15 protein-coding genes are annotated in these 15609 nt (G+C 72.6%); 5 read left to right on the top strand and 10 right to left on the bottom strand.

Annotation, left to right across the window (positions count from 1 at the left end; translation table 11 throughout):
• Nucleotides 1–33: 33 nt before the first annotated feature.
• Both ACZ5WE_RS25975 and ACZ5WE_RS25970 read right to left on the bottom strand, forming a co-directional pair.
• Nucleotides 34–945, bottom strand: a complete 912-nt coding sequence (locus ACZ5WE_RS25975) for a LysR family transcriptional regulator (protein ID WP_467692448.1) — start codon at nucleotides 943–945, stop codon at nucleotides 34–36.
• A 147-nt stretch (nucleotides 946–1092) separates the two neighbouring features.
• Nucleotides 1093–2484, bottom strand: a complete 1392-nt coding sequence (locus tag ACZ5WE_RS25970) for a hypothetical protein (protein ID WP_467692450.1) — start codon at nucleotides 2482–2484, stop codon at nucleotides 1093–1095.
• Between the two features lie 113 nt (nucleotides 2485–2597).
• On the opposite strand from ACZ5WE_RS25970, the gene ACZ5WE_RS25965 reads away from it, so the two are divergent.
• Both ACZ5WE_RS25965 and ACZ5WE_RS25960 read left to right on the top strand, forming a co-directional pair.
• Nucleotides 2598–3869, top strand: a complete 1272-nt coding sequence (locus ACZ5WE_RS25965) for a molybdopterin-dependent oxidoreductase (protein WP_467692452.1) — start codon at nucleotides 2598–2600, stop codon at nucleotides 3867–3869.
• Nucleotides 3869–4435: a hypothetical protein gene (locus ACZ5WE_RS25960; protein WP_467692453.1), complete on the top strand. Its 567-nt coding sequence runs from the start codon at nucleotides 3869–3871 to the stop codon at nucleotides 4433–4435. Before ACZ5WE_RS25965 ends, ACZ5WE_RS25960 begins: the two co-directional genes overlap by 1 nt.
• Here the strand turns inward: ACZ5WE_RS25960 and ACZ5WE_RS25955 are convergent.
• Genes ACZ5WE_RS25955 through ACZ5WE_RS25940 form a run of 4 tightly spaced genes read right to left on the bottom strand, consistent with a single transcriptional unit; the run spans nucleotide 4378 to nucleotide 6741 of the window.
• Nucleotides 4378–5070, bottom strand: a complete 693-nt coding sequence (locus tag ACZ5WE_RS25955; protein WP_467692455.1) for a class I SAM-dependent methyltransferase — start codon at nucleotides 5068–5070, stop codon at nucleotides 4378–4380. The two genes, ACZ5WE_RS25960 and ACZ5WE_RS25955, sit on opposite strands and share 58 nt — an antisense overlap.
• Nucleotides 5067–5732 (bottom strand): TIGR04282 family arsenosugar biosynthesis glycosyltransferase, encoded by a 666-nt coding sequence (locus ACZ5WE_RS25950; protein ID WP_467692457.1) that lies wholly within the window; start codon nucleotides 5730–5732, stop codon nucleotides 5067–5069. Before ACZ5WE_RS25950 ends, ACZ5WE_RS25955 begins: the two co-directional genes overlap by 4 nt.
• Nucleotides 5729–5887 (bottom strand): hypothetical protein, encoded by a 159-nt coding sequence (locus ACZ5WE_RS25945; protein ID WP_467692459.1) that lies wholly within the window; start codon nucleotides 5885–5887, stop codon nucleotides 5729–5731. The genes ACZ5WE_RS25950 and ACZ5WE_RS25945 overlap by 4 nt, the downstream gene beginning before the upstream one ends.
• Nucleotides 5884–6741, bottom strand: coding sequence for a glycosyltransferase family 2 protein (locus tag ACZ5WE_RS25940; protein WP_467692461.1), 858 nt, complete (start codon nucleotides 6739–6741; stop codon nucleotides 5884–5886). Before ACZ5WE_RS25940 ends, ACZ5WE_RS25945 begins: the two co-directional genes overlap by 4 nt.
• A 124-nt stretch (nucleotides 6742–6865) precedes the next feature.
• On the opposite strand from ACZ5WE_RS25940, the gene ACZ5WE_RS25935 reads away from it, so the two are divergent.
• Together ACZ5WE_RS25935 and ACZ5WE_RS25930 are read left to right on the top strand one after the other, a co-directional pair.
• Complete coding sequence (locus tag ACZ5WE_RS25935) at nucleotides 6866–7786, top strand: response regulator transcription factor (RefSeq protein ID WP_467692463.1); 921 nt, start codon at nucleotides 6866–6868, stop codon at nucleotides 7784–7786.
• Nucleotides 7787–7792: 6 nt separating this feature from the next.
• On the top strand, nucleotides 7793–8905 hold the full coding sequence (locus ACZ5WE_RS25930) for a sensor histidine kinase (RefSeq protein WP_467692465.1): 1113 nt from the start codon (nucleotides 7793–7795) through the stop codon (nucleotides 8903–8905).
• Between the two features lie 246 nt (nucleotides 8906–9151).
• On the opposite strand, the gene ACZ5WE_RS25925 is transcribed toward ACZ5WE_RS25930, so the two are convergent.
• The 4 genes from ACZ5WE_RS25925 to ACZ5WE_RS25910 all read right to left on the bottom strand — a co-directional run bounded on the left by ACZ5WE_RS25925 (nucleotide 9152) and on the right by ACZ5WE_RS25910 (nucleotide 14570).
• The gene (locus ACZ5WE_RS25925) at nucleotides 9152–10201 is read right to left on the bottom strand and encodes an NAD-dependent epimerase/dehydratase family protein (RefSeq protein WP_467692467.1); all 1050 of its coding nucleotides are present in this window, start codon (nucleotides 10199–10201) and stop codon (nucleotides 9152–9154) included.
• A 185-nt stretch (nucleotides 10202–10386) separates the two neighbouring features.
• The gene (locus ACZ5WE_RS25920) at nucleotides 10387–11802 is read right to left on the bottom strand and encodes a carboxyl transferase domain-containing protein (protein WP_467692469.1); all 1416 of its coding nucleotides are present in this window, start codon (nucleotides 11800–11802) and stop codon (nucleotides 10387–10389) included.
• The gene (locus ACZ5WE_RS25915) at nucleotides 11795–13264 is read right to left on the bottom strand and encodes an acyl-CoA synthetase (protein WP_467692471.1); all 1470 of its coding nucleotides are present in this window, start codon (nucleotides 13262–13264) and stop codon (nucleotides 11795–11797) included. The genes ACZ5WE_RS25920 and ACZ5WE_RS25915 overlap by 8 nt, the downstream gene beginning before the upstream one ends.
• Nucleotides 13265–13307: 43 nt before the next feature.
• A complete protein-coding gene (locus ACZ5WE_RS25910; protein ID WP_467692473.1) occupies nucleotides 13308–14570 on the bottom strand; it encodes an SLC13 family permease in 1263 nt (420 codons plus the stop codon).
• 204 nt (nucleotides 14571–14774) lie between these two features.
• On the opposite strand from ACZ5WE_RS25910, the gene ACZ5WE_RS25905 reads away from it, so the two are divergent.
• Nucleotides 14775–15506 carry a FadR/GntR family transcriptional regulator gene (locus tag ACZ5WE_RS25905; RefSeq protein ID WP_467692475.1) on the top strand — a complete coding sequence of 244 codons (732 nt, stop codon included), beginning with the start codon at nucleotides 14775–14777 and terminating at the stop codon, nucleotides 15504–15506.
• Nucleotides 15507–15609: the final 103 nt, after the last annotated feature.

The following is a 15609-nucleotide window of genomic DNA, read 5'->3' as shown; positions in this document are numbered from 1 at the left end:
CCTCCTACAGGGTTTCCCTGTAGGAGGTGCGGCTCAGGTCAACAGGCCGTTGCCGATCTCGCGGATGGTGTCCTCGGCGAGCCGGGCGAGTTCCCGGGTGGCGCGGGACAGGGGGCGGCCGCGGCGCCTGACGAGCGCGATGGTGTCGTAGAGGGGCTCGGCGAAGGGCGCCGTGTGCAGCCCGGCGGGGAACGAGGGACTGGCGATCACCGCCCGGCTCGCGATCGTGTCGCCGACTCCGGCCGCCGCCAACTTCAGTGCCGCTTCCACGTGTTCGAGCTCGATGAGGGGGTCGATACGGGCTCCGGCGAGCTGGGCCCGCTCTGCGAGCTGGCGCCGGGTCGGGTCCGTCCAGCCGTAGTGCGCGTCGTACAGCACGAGGGGCGCCCGGGCGAACGCCTCGATGCTCACGGACTCGCGGGTGCGCTCGGCGCTCGCGCTGACGTAGAACACCTCGTCCCGCATGAGGGGAGTGATGGCGAGCCCCTCGTCGTCGATGGGCAGAATGACCAGGCCCGCCTCGATCTGCCCCGCCGCGACGGCCAGCGCGGTCTCGGCGGAGTTCTGGCCCACGAGGCGTACGCGGACCGCCGGATACCGGGCGTGGAACATCTGTACGAGGTTGGAGAGCAGGTAGTAGTCGGCGTTGCGCAGCACCCCGAAGGTGGCGGTGCCGCCGCCGAGCGACCCGAGGGAGTGCACGGCCCGGGTCCCGCTGTCCGCTGCCGCCAGCGCCTCCTGGGCGTACGGCAGCAGCTCGCGCCCGGCCGACGTGAGGGTCAGAGTGCGGCTGCCGCGCAGGAACAGCTCGGCCTCCAGCTCCGTCTCCAGCCGTCGGACCAGCTCGGACGCGGATGCCTGGGCGATGTCCATGGCCTGCGCGGCAGCGGTGAAGGACCCGAGCCGCTCGGCTTCGACGAAGGCCCGCAGCTGATTGAGGGTCATGCCGCACGTCCCTTCCGGGAGGATGCCGGGAGGCGGCTGCCGCGGGATCGTGGAGCGGCGGAAGCGGAAGCGGTGGTTCTGTGCATGACCGCACCTTAGGAAATGGCGAGGCGCCGGCGAAGCCGATGAGCAGCGAGTGCCGTGCCCTCACCAGCCTGTGAACAGCACGTGGTTCAGAGTGAGCGCCAGTGCGGCCTGTGCGCTGAGCCAGTAGCGATGCCCCGCCTTCGGTAGGAGCGCCGTCGCCGGGAGGAGGAGCGTGGCGAACGGCAGCCAGATGCGTTCTGTTTCCGCCTTGCTCATGCCGGAGAGGTCGGCGGCCAGGAGGGTGACGAGGACGGCCAGGACGAGGGTGGTCAGGCGGTCGGTGGGTGTGGGGCGGCCGGTCCGCAGGCGGCTGAGCGCACCGGGTGCCGCACCCACCGTCCTGCGCAGGCCCGCGACCGTTGCCAGGCCGACGACCAGCACCGTGCAGGCGAGGTTGGCCCAGACGAAGTAGGCGTACGGTCTGATGCCGCCCGCCCCCTGGTAGTAGCGCTCGACGAGCAGGTGGTACGCCTCCCACCAGTCGAAGCCCGCGAGGGTGAAGACGAGCGGGGCCACGGCTGTCCCTGCCAGGAGGAGGGGCAGCGGGCGCGAGGTGCGGGTGATCAGCAGGACGGCGGCGGCGACGAGGGCGAACAGCGTCAGGCCGTACGAGAGATAGCAGGTGAGGCTGAACAGCAGGCCGGAGCCGAGTGCCGCCGCGGCGGGGGAGCGGACCTTGCGTGTCGCCGCGAGGGTGAGCAGGGCGATCATCCAGGCCGTGACGGCGGCGAAGTAGCCGTCCGCGGAGGCGCCGACCCAGACCGCGGCCGGGGCCAGGACGAGGAAGGGAGCCGCCCGGCGGGCGGTCGCCTCGTCGGCCAGCGCTCGCAGGGTGATCAGGACGGCCACCACGGCGGTGCCGCCCACCGTGATGCAGAAGGCGCCGGCCCAGGCGCCGCCCCCGAGGCCGACGCGGTCGAGGAGGACGAAGGTGAGCGTGGCGCCCGGCGGATGGCCCGCGGTGTGGGCGGGCCAGTGATCGGGCGAGTCGATGAGGATGTGCCGGGTGAAGTCCCGCAGCGTCGCCGGGATGTCCTCGAAGCGGTCGATGACCTGGAGGTATTCGTACCTGGTGGTGAGCCGCCGTGCGACGCCCCGGTGCCAGCCGTCGATCAGCGCGAGCGACCAGATCCAGGCCAGGGAAGCGGTCCATGCGGTGAGGAGAAGCGGCCGCCAGGAGAGCCGGGCGGCGAGGGCGGGGGCGTACGCGATCACGGCGACGGCGACCGCGAGCGCGGCGGGTGTGCCCGGCCCGATGTGCGGGTCCCACCGGGCGTACAGGGGAGGCCAGTTGAGGTGCAGGGTGCCGTCCGCGTGCTCGATGGAGGTGCCGACGACGACGGCCGCGGCGACGAGTAGCGCCGCGATTCCGGCAGCGGCCAGATCACGACGGCGTCCGGTGTGCTCGGCGGTCACGTCACGACGGAGTCCGGTGCGCTCTGTGGTGCTCACGTCTGCACCGTAGGCGCAGGTGACGCGTGTGAACGCGCTCCGAGGGACGACGTCAGCGTTTCGTCATGAGTCGCGGACCCGCTGGACGGCAGGGTCCGGCATACGGTCATTTCATGCCCCCCGCATCACGCGTCACCTCTCCCGCCGACCCCGGATTCTGGCGCAGCCCGCTGCGCGGGCCCTGGCTCACCTCGGTTCTCGGCGTCGTTCTGCTGGTCGGCATCACCGTGCTGTTCGTGACCGGCCTGCTGTCGTACGCGGCGTACAACCCGAATCTGTCACCCGTCAACGACAAGACGCCGGACAAGGGTCTCCTCGGCTTCTACCTCTTCGACTGGCCGACCGACCCGCACTGGCTCTACCGCCTCAACCAGGGCCTGCACGTCACGGTCGGCATCACGCTGATCCCGGTGCTGCTCGCGAAGCTGTGGTCGGTGATCCCCAAGCTCTTCGCGCTGCCCCCGGCACGGTCGGTGGGGCACGCCATCGAGCGGGTGTCGCTGCTCCTGCTGGTCGGTGGCGCGCTGTTCGAGTTCGTCACCGGTGTCCTCAACGTCCAGCTGGAGTACCTCTTTCCCGGCTCGTTCTATCCGCTGCACTTCTACGGTGCGTGGGTGTTCTTCGGCGCGTTCGCGGCCCATGTCGTGCTGCGACTGCCCCAAGTCGTCCGTGTGCTGCGGGAGCGGGGGTGGCGCGAACAGCTGCGGGATGTGCGTCCCGAGCCGCCCGATGAAGGCGGCCTCGTGGCCGAGCGGGCCGCGACGCCGACCGTGTCGCGGCGGGGGGCGCTCGGCATGGTCGGCGCGGGTTCGGCCCTGCTGTTCGTCACGACGGCGGGGCAGAGCTTCGACGGATTCCTGCGGCGCACCGCGCTGTTCGCCCCGCACGGCGGCGGCGATCCGGGAAGCGGGCCGAACGGCTTCCAGATCAACAAGACGGCAGCGAAGGTGGGCATCGAGCGGCGGGACACAGGTGAGTTGTGGCGCCTCGTCATCGGCGGGCCACGGGGAGCGGTGCGGCTTTCTCGGGATGATCTGCTCCAACTGCCGCTGCACAGAGCCGTGTTGCCCATCGCCTGCGTGGAGGGGTGGTCGACGTCGGATCAGTGGTGGCGCGGCGTGCGGCTGCGTGACCTCGCGGCGCTCGCCGGGTTCGAGGAGGACCCGCCGGGGGTCCTGGTGGAGTCGCTGCAGCGGCACGGTGCGTTCCGCAAGGCCGCGTTGCGCGACAACCAGGTCCGCGACCCGCGGTCCCTCCTCGCGCTGCAGGTCAACGGGGAGGATCTGTCGCCGGACCACGGCTATCCGGCGCGGATCATCGTTCCGGCCGCGCCCGGCGTGCTCAACACCAAGTGGGTGTCCCGTCTGACCTTCGGGGAGCTGTGATGACCGGTCTCACGCGTCGGCTCCGGCGGTGGTACGGCGAGGGCCCGCTGCAACTCCTGGTGCTGCTGGCCTCGTTCACGATCGCCGGGTATGCGGGGGTGCGCCTCCTGGACGGTGACGGGCCGCTGATCGCCGTCTGGTTCATCGGTGCGGCGCTGGTGCACGACCTCCTGTTCGTGCCCGCGTACGCACTCGCCGACCGGGCACTGCGGACTGCCGCGGGGCGGGGTGAGCGGCTCGGCGGGGAGCGGGGTAGCGGGGAGCAGATCAGCGGGGGGTGGGGCAGCGGGGTGAAGGCCAACGGGGAGCCGGGCAGCGGGGGGTGGGTCAACTTCGTGCGTGTACCGGCCTTCCTGTCCGGGCTGCTGTTGCTCGTGTGGTTCCCGCTGGTCGCCGGACAGGTGGAGCGCTACGAGTCCGCCACCGGGCTGCCCGCCGATGTCTTCCTGGCTCGCTGGCTGACGGTCACGGTGCTGCTGTTCGTGGGGGCGGCGGTGTGCCGGGTGTTTCAGGTGCGGGGCGTGCGGCGCAGGGCCAGGAAGCAACGGTCTCCTGAGGTCCATTGATCGGCCGGGCCCCAGCCGAGGGGGTGGGCGTGGCGCAGGAGGGCGGGGGTGCCGAGGCGGGCCCAGGGGAACGGGTCGCCCGGTGCGCCGTGCCCGTCGTCGACGTACACCTCCACCCGCTCGTCGACGTCCATCGGTGCGGTCTCGGCGATCAGAATGCCTGAAGGCGCGAGGAGTTGAGCCACGCGCTCGAGGAGCGCGGTGGGGTCGCCGCCGATGCCCACATTGCCGTCCATGAGCAGGGCCGTGCCCCAGCGGCCCTCGCCCGGCAGCGTGTCGAAGACAGAGCGGAGGAGGGCGGATCCGCCGAGCCCGAGCGTGTGGTCGACGGCTGTCCGACTGACGTCGACCCCCAGGACCCGGTGGCCGCGGGCCGCGGCCCCGGCCACCAGGCGGCCGGGGCCGCAGCCGATGTCGAGGACGCTGCCTTCGCAGCGGCGCAACGCGGAGAGGTCGGCCGCGTCGGCGCTCGCGCACCAGCGTTCGACGTCGAGAGGCAGCAGCCAGCCGTCGCTGCGGCGCAGGAACAAGGGCCCGTGGCCGTTGCGCAGGGCGTTGGTGTACGGATCCGCGTGCCAGGGCGCGGACGGAGGGGCCGCCCTGCGCAGCCCGGTGTCCGGCGGTGCTGTGCTCATCGGCCACCGCCCCTGCCCTGGTGCCCGGCCGCCGTCGCGAGCCGGGCGAGGGAGGCGGCGAACCGGCTGCTCGGCGCGGCTTCGGCGACCTTCCCGGCGTCCTCGGCCGTGTCGACGTCGCGCAGGAGCGGCAGTTCGCGCACCCGCAGTCCGGCGCCGGTGAGCCTGGTCCGCTGCAGGGCGCCGGTATCGGGCCTCGACATGGGGACGCCGCGCAGCAGCCGCGGGTCGGGCTCGGCCAGGCCGAGCGCCCAGAATCCGCCGTCCACGGCGGGGCCGAACCAGGCGTCGCAGTCCTGCCAGGCATCGGGGCCGAGCGCGGGGGCGAGCAGGCCGGGGGTGATCTGGGGGGTGTCCATACCGACCAGGAGGGTGGGTCCGGTGCAGCCGCCGAACGCGGCGGCCAGCCGTTCGTCCAGGCCGCCCGCGCCCTGGGGGACCACCTCGATGCCGGTAGGGAGCCAGGGCCCCGGCCGCCCGTCGAGGACCAGCACACGGCGGCGGGCGGGCGCCGCGAGTACCGCGTGGAGGGTGTCGGTGAGGGAGGCCGCGGCGAGCTCGGCGGCCTCCTCGGGGGTGTAGGGCGGGGTGAGGCGGGTCTTCACTCGTCCCGGGAGTGGCTCCTTGGCGATGACGAGCAGGGTGGTTCCGTGGGTGGTCACGCGGCACCGCCCGATGCGTGCTGGGCGGGGGCGGCGTGGGCTGCCCGCGGTGGTTCCGTGGGTGCGCGGTGGAAGGGCGGGGTGTGGCGTGTTGGCGCCCGGTCGGGGAGGGGCGCGTCGGCGAAGGCGGGCAGGGGTGCGCTGTTGGTGGTCACGCGGCACCGCCCGATGCTCGCTGCGTGTGGCTGACGGGGGCCGGCTGCGGTGCTTCCGCGAGCACCGCCCGCATGTCGCGCACCGCGTGCCACGTCCCGAGCCACGTCCCCGTGACCTTCGATTTGCCGGCGCGTGGCAGATACGGCACGTCCCGCTCCTCGATCCGCCAGCCGGCGTCGGCCGCCCGTACGACCATCTGGAGTGGGTATCCGCTGCGCCGGTCGGTCAGGTCGAGGGCGAGCAGCTCCTCACGGCGTGCCGCCCGCATCGGGCCCAGGTCGTGCAGTCGTACGCCGGTACGCCGCCGCAGCATCCGGGCGAGCGCCATGTTGCCCACACGCGCGTGCGCGGGCCAGGCCCCGCGTCCCTGCGGGCGCCGCCGTCCGACGACCAGATCGGCCGCCCCTTCCGTCACCCTGTGTACGAAGGGTCGCAGCAGCCCCGGGTCTAGGGAGGCGTCGCAGTCGCAGAAGCACACGATGTCCGCGTCGGACGCCGTGAGCCCCGCGTGGCAGGCGGCCCCGAAGCCGCGTCGCGTCTCCCGCACGACGGTGGCGCCCAGGGCGCGGGCGATGTCCGGCGAACCGTCCGTGGAGCCGTTGTCGACGACGACGGCACGCCAGTCCTCGGGAACGCGTCGCAGTACCCACGGGAGCGCCGCGGCCTCGTCGAGGCAGGGCAGGACGACGTCGACCCGAACGGCGCGAGGGGCGCGAACGGCGCGAGGGGCGTGCGGGTCGGGTACGTCGGCGTCGGCGCCATCGGGCCCATCGGGCCCGTCAAGCCCGTCAAGCCCGTCAAGCCCATCGAGCCCACCGGGCTCATCGGGTTCTGCGGAGGGGGAGGGGGTCATAGGACTCACCCTATGAATCCGAACCGGACATATGGGACTTGAGGTTCTTACGAAACAGGGACGTCGGCAACCGGAAGCACCTCTGACCGGCGGGACTCCGCGCGGCGGGTGCGAGGCTTGCCCTATGCAGCCACCACCGCAGGACCGCCCGCCCGCCGGGTCCACCGCGCCCGGCACGCTTCGGGTGCTTGTCGTGGACGACGACCCGACCGTCGCCGAGGTCGTCGCGGGCTATCTGGAACGCGGCGGCTACACGGTCGACCGCGCCGAGGACGGCCCCGGCGCGCTGGAGCGCGCCGGGGTGTTCAGGCCCGACCTCGTCGTCCTCGATCTGATGCTGCCGGGCATGGACGGCCTGGAGGTCTGCCGCCGGCTGCGCGCCAAGGGCCCGGTGCCCGTCATCATGCTCACCGCCCGTGGCGATGAGGACGACCGGATCCTGGGCCTGGAGGTAGGGGCCGACGACTACGTCACCAAGCCGTTCAGCCCGCGCGAGCTGGTCCTGCGGGTGGAATCGGTGCTGCGGCGAAGCCACGCCGCACGCGCTCCCGAAGGCGTCGCCACGCTGGGCGCCGCGGGTCTGTGGGTGGATCCGGCGGCACGCCGCGCGACGAAGGACGGGGTGGAACTCGCCCTCACGTTGCGGGAGTTCGACCTCCTCACCTTCCTGCTGCGCCATCCACGGCAGGCGTTCGGGCGGGAAGAGCTGATGCGGGAGGTGTGGGGCTGGGAGTTCGGTGATCTGTCCACGGTCACGGTCCATGTCCGCAGGCTGCGCGGCAAGGTCGAGGACGATCCGGCGAGGCCGCGGCTCATTCAGACGGTATGGGGCATGGGGTACCGCCTCGATGTGCCGGAGGGGGAGGCTGCATCGGCCGGGGCGGCTGCACCGGACGCGGCCGATCCGGACGTACACAACCGGCCGGCTCCCCACGACCCCCGAGGCCTGCGATACCCCCGAGATCCGCGAGATCCCGGCGATCTCCGTGCCCCCCGCGCTCCCCAGGGCGAGCGCGTGCTGCCCCGAGCCGAAGGTGAAGGCTGACCCCTCATGCAGGACATCCTCCTCATCGCTCTCTTCGCCTTTCTGGGAGCCGCGAGCGCCGGGCTCCTTGGCGCCCTGGCGCTGCGTCTGCTGCGGCACCGCTCCCTCGTGGTGGCGATGACCGTCGTGGCGGCCGTCGCGGTGCTCGCGATGCTGGCCGGGACGCTCGCCGTGGCCTGGGAGATGTTCCTTTCGCCGCACGACCTGACCGTGGTCACCATCGTGGTGGCGATGGCCGCCGTGGTCTCGCTGGCCACAGCGCTGCTGCTCGGCCGGTGGGTGGTCGCCCGCAGCAAGGCCCTGACCCTGGCGGCCCGTTCCTTCGGTGACGGCGGCAGCTTCGCGGCCCCGCCCGAACCGGTCAGTGCGGAACTTGCCGCTCTGACAAGGGAGTTGGAGTCGACCAGTGCCAAACTCGCGGAATCCAGGGAGCGCGAGCAGGCCCTGGAACGTTCCCGGCGTGAACTGGTCGCCTGGATCTCGCACGATCTGCGCACTCCGCTGGCCGGACTGCGGGCGATGTCCGAGGCTCTGGAGGACGGCGTGGCCGCGGAACCGGACCGTTATCTGCGTCAGATCCGTACCGAGGTCGAACGCCTCAACTCCATGGTCGGAGACCTCTTCGAGCTCTCCCGCATCCACGCGGGCGCGCTGGCTCTTTCGCGCGCCCGCATTTCCGTCTACGACCTCGTGGGCGACGCGCTCGCGGGCGTCGATCCGCTCGCCCGCGAGCACCGGGTGCGTCTCGTCGGCGACAGCGTCGAGGCCGTCCCGGTGGAGGTCGACAGCAAGGAGATGAGCCGCGTCCTGGGCAATCTCCTGATCAACGCGATCCGCCGTACGCCGGCCGACGGGACCGTGGCGGTGGCCGCGGAGCGTTCGCCGGACGGTGTGGTCCTGTCCGTGACCGACGGCTGCGGCGGCATCCCGGAAGAGGACCTTGCCCGCGTCTTCGACACCGGCTGGCGCGGCAGCCAGTCCCGCACACCCCCGGCGGGCGCGGGCCTCGGCCTCGCGATCGTGCGCGGCATCGTCGAGGCCCACCAGGGCCGGGCGGCCGTACGCAATGTGGCGGGCGGCTGCCGCTTCGAGGTAACGCTCCCGACGGCACAGGCGTAACCACCGCCCAGGCTCTCGAGCGCCGCCAAGGGTGCGCGCAGCCGCCGGGCTCCCGCAGCGTCGGCAACCGCCGTTCCACAGAAGCTGCCCCAGGGCCTTCGTGCACCCCCGAAGATGCGGGCGCCCCCGGGCTCCCGCTCCAGCGACAACGCCGATGCCCGGAAGCGGACTCCCCGGCATCGAGCGCCGCCGTATGCGCAGCCCCGAGCTCTCCCTCGGGACCCCCCGACCGAGCGAAGCCCCGTGCTACCCCCGTAGCGGTGCCTTCGCGAAGGTTGTCATTCCCTCGGCGAAGCCCACCTCTGGCCGCCACCCCAGCGCCGCCCGCAGCCGTCCCGAGTCCGCCGTGACGTGGCGGACGTCCCCGAGGCGGTACTCGCCCGTCACCGCCGGAGCCGGGCCGCCGAACGCCCGCGCGAGCTCGCGGGCCATCTCCCCGACCGTGTGCGGCTCCCCGCTGCCGGTGTTGTACGCCGTGAACGCCCCCGCCTCCCGCTCACGCACCGCCTCCAGCGCCATCGCATTGGCCGCCGCCACATCCCGCACGTGCACGAAGTCCCGCCGCTGGCAGCCGTCCTCGAAGACCTGGGGCGCCTGGCCCCGCTCCAGCGAGGAACGGAAGAACGAGGCCACACCGGCGTACGGGGTGTCGCGCGGCATGCCGGGGCCGTACACGTTGTGGTAGCGCAAGGACACCGCGCGCCCCCCGGTCGCCCGCGCCCACGCGGCGGCCAGATGCTCCTGCGCCAGCTTCGTCGAGGCGTACACGTTGCGCGGATCGGCAGGAGCGTCCTCGCCCACCAGGCCGGGCCTCAACTCCGCCCCGCAGTCCGGGCAGAGGGGTTCGAAGCGCCCGGCGTCCAGATCCGCCGCCGCGCGCGGCCCGGGCCGGACGACGCCATGCCGGGCGCACGCGTACCGCCCTTCCCCGTACACCACCATCGACCCGGCGAGCACCAGTGCACGCACCCCCGCCTCGGCCATCGCGGCGAGCAGGACGGCCGTGCCCAGGTCGTTGCAGCCCACGTACTCGGGGGCGTCCGCGAAGTCCTTGCCGAGCCCTACCATCGCCGCCTGATGGCAGACCGCGTCCACCCCGCGCAGCGCGTTCCGCACCGCGTCGCGGTCCCGGACGTCGGCCACGGTCCACCGTGTTCCCTCGGGCGGCCGCGGCGGATCGGCGTGGGCGGAGGGCAGCAGGGCGTCGTACACCACCACTTCGTGCCCGCGCTCGGTGAGGGCTTCGACCACGTGCGATCCGATGAACCCGGCGCCGCCGGTGACAAGTACGCGCATACGGCCCACGCTAGGCGTGCCGAGCAGGGGTGACAGCCAACGACGGGGCTTCGTCACGGGTCCGTAAGATCACGGGTCCGTGAGGTCACGGCTCCGTATGAGCGCGAGCGGGGATGGTTTGAGCAGTCGGGGACAGCCAGGGGAGCAGCTATTCATTGCGTGCCCGGGGACAGCCAGGGGAGCAGCTATTCATTGCGTGCCGTCACAATTCCGCGTGCGACGCCGAGTTCGACCAGATCCTGCGGGCGCAGGCGCAACTGCTCCGCCGTCGCCCGGGTCTCCTTGCGCCCCCGTTTGAGGATCGCGGTGGCCTGCTCGGGGGCGATCACGGAGAAGTAGCTGTCCGGCGTCGCCCAGAGGTTGTCCGGTGACGCGAGCGCGAGTGCGCCGCCGGAGCCGCCCTCGCCGATGACCAGGGAGGTGACAGGCACCGGTGCGGTGGCGACAGCGGCGAACAGATCGGCGATCGCCGCGCCCGCACCGGCCCGTTCGGCCTCCGCCCCGTTCGCGGCGCCCGGGGTGTCGATGAGCGTCAGGACGGGAATGCCGAGCCGCCCCGCGAGCCGCACGAGACGGGCAGCGGTGCGGTAGCCCGCGGGCGTCGTCGCCGTCCCGCCCTGTGCCGCGTAGGCGACCGTGCGCCCCTCGCGCCGCCCGAATCCGCAGAGCATCCCCGGGTCCGTACCCCCGCACCGGTCGCCGCGCAGCGGTGCCCGCTCGGTGAAGTAGGAGTCCAAGTAGGCTGTGGCGCGCGGGCGTTCGGCGGCGCGGGCACGGCTGACGGCTTCCCACCCGGTGGCGGGCAGCTCGCAGGAGCGGCCGAGTGCGCCGGGAGGTTCGGCGGCGGCGGGTGCGGACGGCCCGGCAAGGCGGTGGCCGGAGCCGGGAGCGGACATCAGCCCGAGGCGCAACGCCAGCGCGTCGCGCAGCTCCTCGGGGCGTACGACGTCATCGATCGCACCCGCCGCCAGTTGGGCCTCTGCGGTGTACGCGGCCGGATCCGTGTCCGCCGGGCGCACCCGGGCCCCGGCGAAGCCGACCTGGCTGCCCGGCAGGGCGAGGATCAGGTCGGCGCCCGCCCCCAGGGTGGCCCAGCCGCCGCCCGTGGTCGGATCGCGCAGCACCGCGATCCGGGGGAGACCCGCGGCGCCGGTCAGCTCGGACTGCCGTGCCACGCGCTGCAGTTGGATGAGAGCCCGGATGCCCTCCTGCATACGGCTGCCCCCCGTCGCGATCAGCGAGACGACGGGCAGCCGGTGGTCCCGGGCGTGACGGTGCGCGGCCTCCAGGCGGTCGCCCGTACGCTCACCGAGGGAACCGCCGAGAAAGCCGAACTCGAAGGAGATGATCACCGCCCGGGTGCCGCCGACGGTGGCGGTGCCGCAGACCACCGACTCGCGTTCGCCGGTACGTTCCTCGGCACGGGCGCGGGACTCCGCGTACCCCTGCCAGGCGAGCGGGCCATCCGGCCGGGACTCCTTGCCCATGAACTTCGCTACAGGGCAGTCGAGTTCACGGAAACTGTGCTGATCGGCCACGGCGGTGATGGCCGCGCGGGCGGTCAGGCGGGAGGCCGGGCCCTCAGGCGCCGGCTCAGGCATGGAGAGACCGCTTCATGATCTTCCCCATGTCGTTGCGGGGGAGCTCCGCCAGAAAGCGCACGGTCCGGGGCCGCTTGTGCGGGGCGAGCTGCGCCGCCACGTGGTCCGCCAAGTCGCCCTCCAGTGGGGGCTGTTCGGGGTTCGTCGGCACGATCCAGGCGACGATGCGCTCTCCCAGGTCGTCGTCGGGTTCCCCGGTCACGGCGGCCTCCCGTACGCCCGGGTGGTCGAGCAGGGCGTTCTCGATCTCGCCCGCGCCGATCTTGTAGCCGCCGCTCTTGATGAGGTCGGTGGCCTTGCGGCCGACGATGCGCACATACCCGTCGTCGTCACGCACCGCCATGTCGCCGGTGCGGAACCAGCCGTCGCCGGTGAAGGCGGCGGCGGTGGCGTCGGGCCGGTTCAGATACTCGGTGAACAGATTCGGGCCGCGCACCTCGATCTCGCCGACCTCCCGCGGGTCCTCGGTCTCGGCGCCCGCCTCGTCCACGAGCCGCAGCTCCACACCGCTCAGCGGCACCCCGACGGTTCCGGCGCGCGGTTCGCCGTCGGCCCGCACGCTCGTGTTCATCAGGGTCTCCGTCATGCCGTACCGCTCGATCACCCGGCGCCCGGTGGCCGCCGCGATCCGCTCGTGGTCGTGCACGGGCAGCGCGGCGGACCCGGAGACCAGGATCCGCGCCCCGGACAGCGCCTTGGCGAGACCCGGGTCGGCGGGCAGCGCCTCCGCGATGCGGTGGTACATGGTGGGCACGCCGAACAACATCGTGGCCCCGTCGGCCAGTTCGTGCCGCACGCCCTCGATGGAGAACCGGCCCAGATGCCGTACCGAACCGCCCCGGCGCAGCGGCCCGAGGATGCCGAGGATCAGGCCGTGCACATGGAACAGCGGAAGCCCGTGCACCAGCACGTCGTCGGACGTCCACTGCCAGGCGTCCTCCAGGGCGTCCAACGTGGCGGCGAGGGCCCGGCGGGGCAGCACGGCACCCTTGGGCGGACCTGTGGTGCCCGAGGTGTAGACGATCAGGGCGGGCGACTCGGGGTCGGGCTCGACCGGCGCCTCCGGGGCCGTGGTGGTGCCGGTGAGGGTGATGTCCGTACGCTCCAACGCCCTCAGCGGCGCCGGGAGTTCGTCCCCCGGCGCCGCGAGCACCACCGACGGCTCGCTGTCCGCCACGATGTGCCCCAGCTCGCGCTCGCCGGTCTTCGGGTTCAGCGGCACGACGGGCACCCCGGCGAGCAGCGCGGCCACCACACCGACGGCGGTCTCCAGGGTCGGTGTCGCCCACAGCGCGACCCGGCGTGCCGAGCCGATCGAGACGGCCAGGGAACCTGCTGCGGCGGCGAGTTCGGCGTACGTCAGCGAGCGCGCGCCGAAGCGCAGGGCGGGGAGGCCGGGTCCGGCGACCAGGGCCGGGAAGAGGGGCGGGAAGTCGGGCGGCTGGGGGGCACGGGAACTCACGCTGCGTTTCTCCTAGGTTGTCGTGGACCTGTGGTGGTTCGTCCTACCCGAATCCTGGCACCACGAGGACGAGCCACACCGCGGCGGGCACCACGGCCACCACGATCCCGCCGTACACCATCAGCTGCCGGAAGAAGCGCTCCCGGTCGACGTCCGGGGCGGCGGCGAGCACCAGCGCGCCGTTGGTCGAGAAGGGGCTGACGTCCACCACGGTGGCGGAGACGGCGAGCGCCGCGATCATGCCGACCGCGCCGATCTCGCCCTGGGCCAGGAACGGCACCGCGAGCGGGATGAGCGCGCCCATGATCCCGACGGAGGAGGCGAACGCGGAGATCAGAGCCCCGATGTAGCAGAGCAGCAGGGCGGCGAGGAGCGGGACGCCGATGTCGGAGACGCCCTCACCCGCCCAGTCGATGGTGCCCATTTCCTCGAGTACACCGACGTAGGTCAGCACACCGCAGATGAGCAGCACGGTCGGCCAGGCGATCTCGCCGACGGCCTTGCGGCTCGACTCGGGCCAGAACGCGCTCAGGAGCACGGCCAGGGTGATGGCGCTCAGACCGGCGTCGAGATCGAGGGCGAGGACGGCGACGACGAGGGCGACCAGTGCGGCGAGTGTGGCGATCTTGGCCGGATCGAGCCGCGAACCGGCTTCGTTCTCAGCCGACTTGGGCTCTACGGACTCGTCACCCTCGTGACGGCCGCCCAGCTTCAGCCCGCCGAGGAGGACGAAGACGATCCCGGCGATCAGGAGATTCACGACGAGCGAGGCGAGGAAGAGCGCGACCTCGTTCCCCGGGAGTTTCTCGCGCTCCACGATGCCGTTGACGATCGAGCCGTAGATGCTGATGGGTGAGAAGCCGCCGCCCTGGGCCCCGTGCACCACCATGGCGCCCATCAGGAGCGGGCTGATTCCGTACTGGGCGGCGAAGCTCAGGGCGATCGGCGCGACGATCGCCACGGCGGCCGGACTGACCGCGCCGATCGCGGTGAGCGCCCCGGTGATCACGAACATCACCCAGGGGATCAGCGCGATCCGCCCGCGCACGAGGCGGATGGACGCGTGCACCAGCCAGTCCGTGGTGCCGTTGGCGCGGGCGATCGCGAACAGGTAGGTCACGCCGACCAGGACGACGAACAGGTCGCCGGGGAAGCCGGCGAAGATGCCGTCCGCGTCGAGGTCGGCGGCCAGCTCGCCGACCGCGAAGGCGGCGGCGAACGCGAGCGCGCCCATGTTGATGGAGCGGGTGGTGGCGATCACGAAGACCACCACGAGCACGAGGATGGAGATGAGTTCGGCGGACAACGTGGGCTCCCGTCCCTGGGGCCGTCCCTCAGTGGCCAAGTGGCTGAGCCAATATGGCTGTTGGCGGAACTCAGCGTCGGGGTATCGGTTTCGGCCGTCAAGGGATCGGACGCAAATTGGCTGAGCCAGTTGGCCACTCGTCCACCGAGTCGGCCGCTGTTAGGCTGCGAATCCGTCGGGACGGGGACGGAGACGGGGGTTGGGATGTCTGACGCGCTGCGCCCCATGGGCAGGACGAGGCTGTACGAGCAGGTGCTCGACCGGCTGCGTGCCCACGTCGGCGAGGGCGGCCTGCGCGCCGGCGACCGGCTGCCGCCCGAGCGTGAACTGGCCCAGCGCCTCGGCGTCTCCCGCGCCTCCGTCAAGCAGGCCATCGTCGTGCTCGAAGTGCAGGGCCTGGTCGAGGTGCGGCACGGCGGCGGCACCTATCTGGTCAAGGGCAGCCTGGACGCCGAGCCCGTGGAGCGGCTCGTGGAGCGCAAGCGGCGGCTGCCGGACGTCCTGGAGGCGCGTGAGGCCCTGGAGACCAAACTCGCCGAACTGGCCGCCGAGCGCCGCACGGAGGAGGACCTGCGGGCGATGCGGGACGCCCTCGACACGATGGCGCGGGAGATCGAGGCGGGCGAGCGCGGCGTCGAGGGCGACCGGCTCTTCCACGCCGCCGTGACCGCGGCCGCCCGCAGCGCGCTGCTCGCCGAGTTCATGCGCTCCATCGCCGAGCAGATCACCGAGAGCCGGAACGAGTCGCTGCGCCAGGTGCGGCGCCCCGCTCGCTCCCTCGCCCAGCACCACGCGATCCTCGACGCGATCGAGGCCGGCCGGGGCCGCGCGGCGGCGGCCGCGATGCGCCGGCACGTGCGGACGGTCGCGAAGGTACGTCTCCTCGACTGGAACCCGGACGACGAGGTGAGCGTCCCGGATCACTCGGAGGCGTAGTACCCGCGGTAACTTCCCTGTCGCACAGGTCTGTTCATTCGCCGCCGCAGACCTCACCATTCTCGGCACCGCTCAGGTGACACGCGTCCCGCGCCCTGGCGCG

It is taken from the genome of Streptomyces sp. NPDC033180 (genome assembly GCF_055577645.1).
This window is presented reverse-complemented; position numbering and strand designations above follow the sequence as displayed.

Bases quoted from the DNA above. Each gene is read 5' to 3' on its own strand.
- ACZ5WE_RS25975 (WP_467692448.1), bottom strand. From the start codon at position 945: ATGACCCTCAATCAGCTGCGGGCCTTCGTCGAAGCCGAGCGGCTCGGG.
- ACZ5WE_RS25965 (WP_467692452.1), top strand. From the start codon at position 2,598: ATGCCCCCCGCATCACGCGTCACCTCTCCCGCCGACCCCGGATTCTGG.
- ACZ5WE_RS25960 (WP_467692453.1), top strand. From the start codon at position 3,869: ATGACCGGTCTCACGCGTCGGCTCCGGCGGTGGTACGGCGAGGGCCCG.
- ACZ5WE_RS25955 (WP_467692455.1), bottom strand. From the start codon at position 5,070: ATGAGCACAGCACCGCCGGACACCGGGCTGCGCAGGGCGGCCCCTCCG.
- ACZ5WE_RS25940 (WP_467692461.1), bottom strand. From the start codon at position 6,741: ATGACCCCCTCCCCCTCCGCAGAACCCGATGAGCCCGGTGGGCTCGAT.
- ACZ5WE_RS25935 (WP_467692463.1), top strand. From the start codon at position 6,866: ATGCAGCCACCACCGCAGGACCGCCCGCCCGCCGGGTCCACCGCGCCC.
- ACZ5WE_RS25930 (WP_467692465.1), top strand. From the start codon at position 7,793: ATGCAGGACATCCTCCTCATCGCTCTCTTCGCCTTTCTGGGAGCCGCG.
- ACZ5WE_RS25925 (WP_467692467.1), bottom strand. From the start codon at position 10,201: ATGCGCGTACTTGTCACCGGCGGCGCCGGGTTCATCGGATCGCACGTG.
- ACZ5WE_RS25920 (WP_467692469.1), bottom strand. From the start codon at position 11,802: ATGCCTGAGCCGGCGCCTGAGGGCCCGGCCTCCCGCCTGACCGCCCGC.
- ACZ5WE_RS25905 (WP_467692475.1), top strand. From the start codon at position 14,775: ATGTCTGACGCGCTGCGCCCCATGGGCAGGACGAGGCTGTACGAGCAG.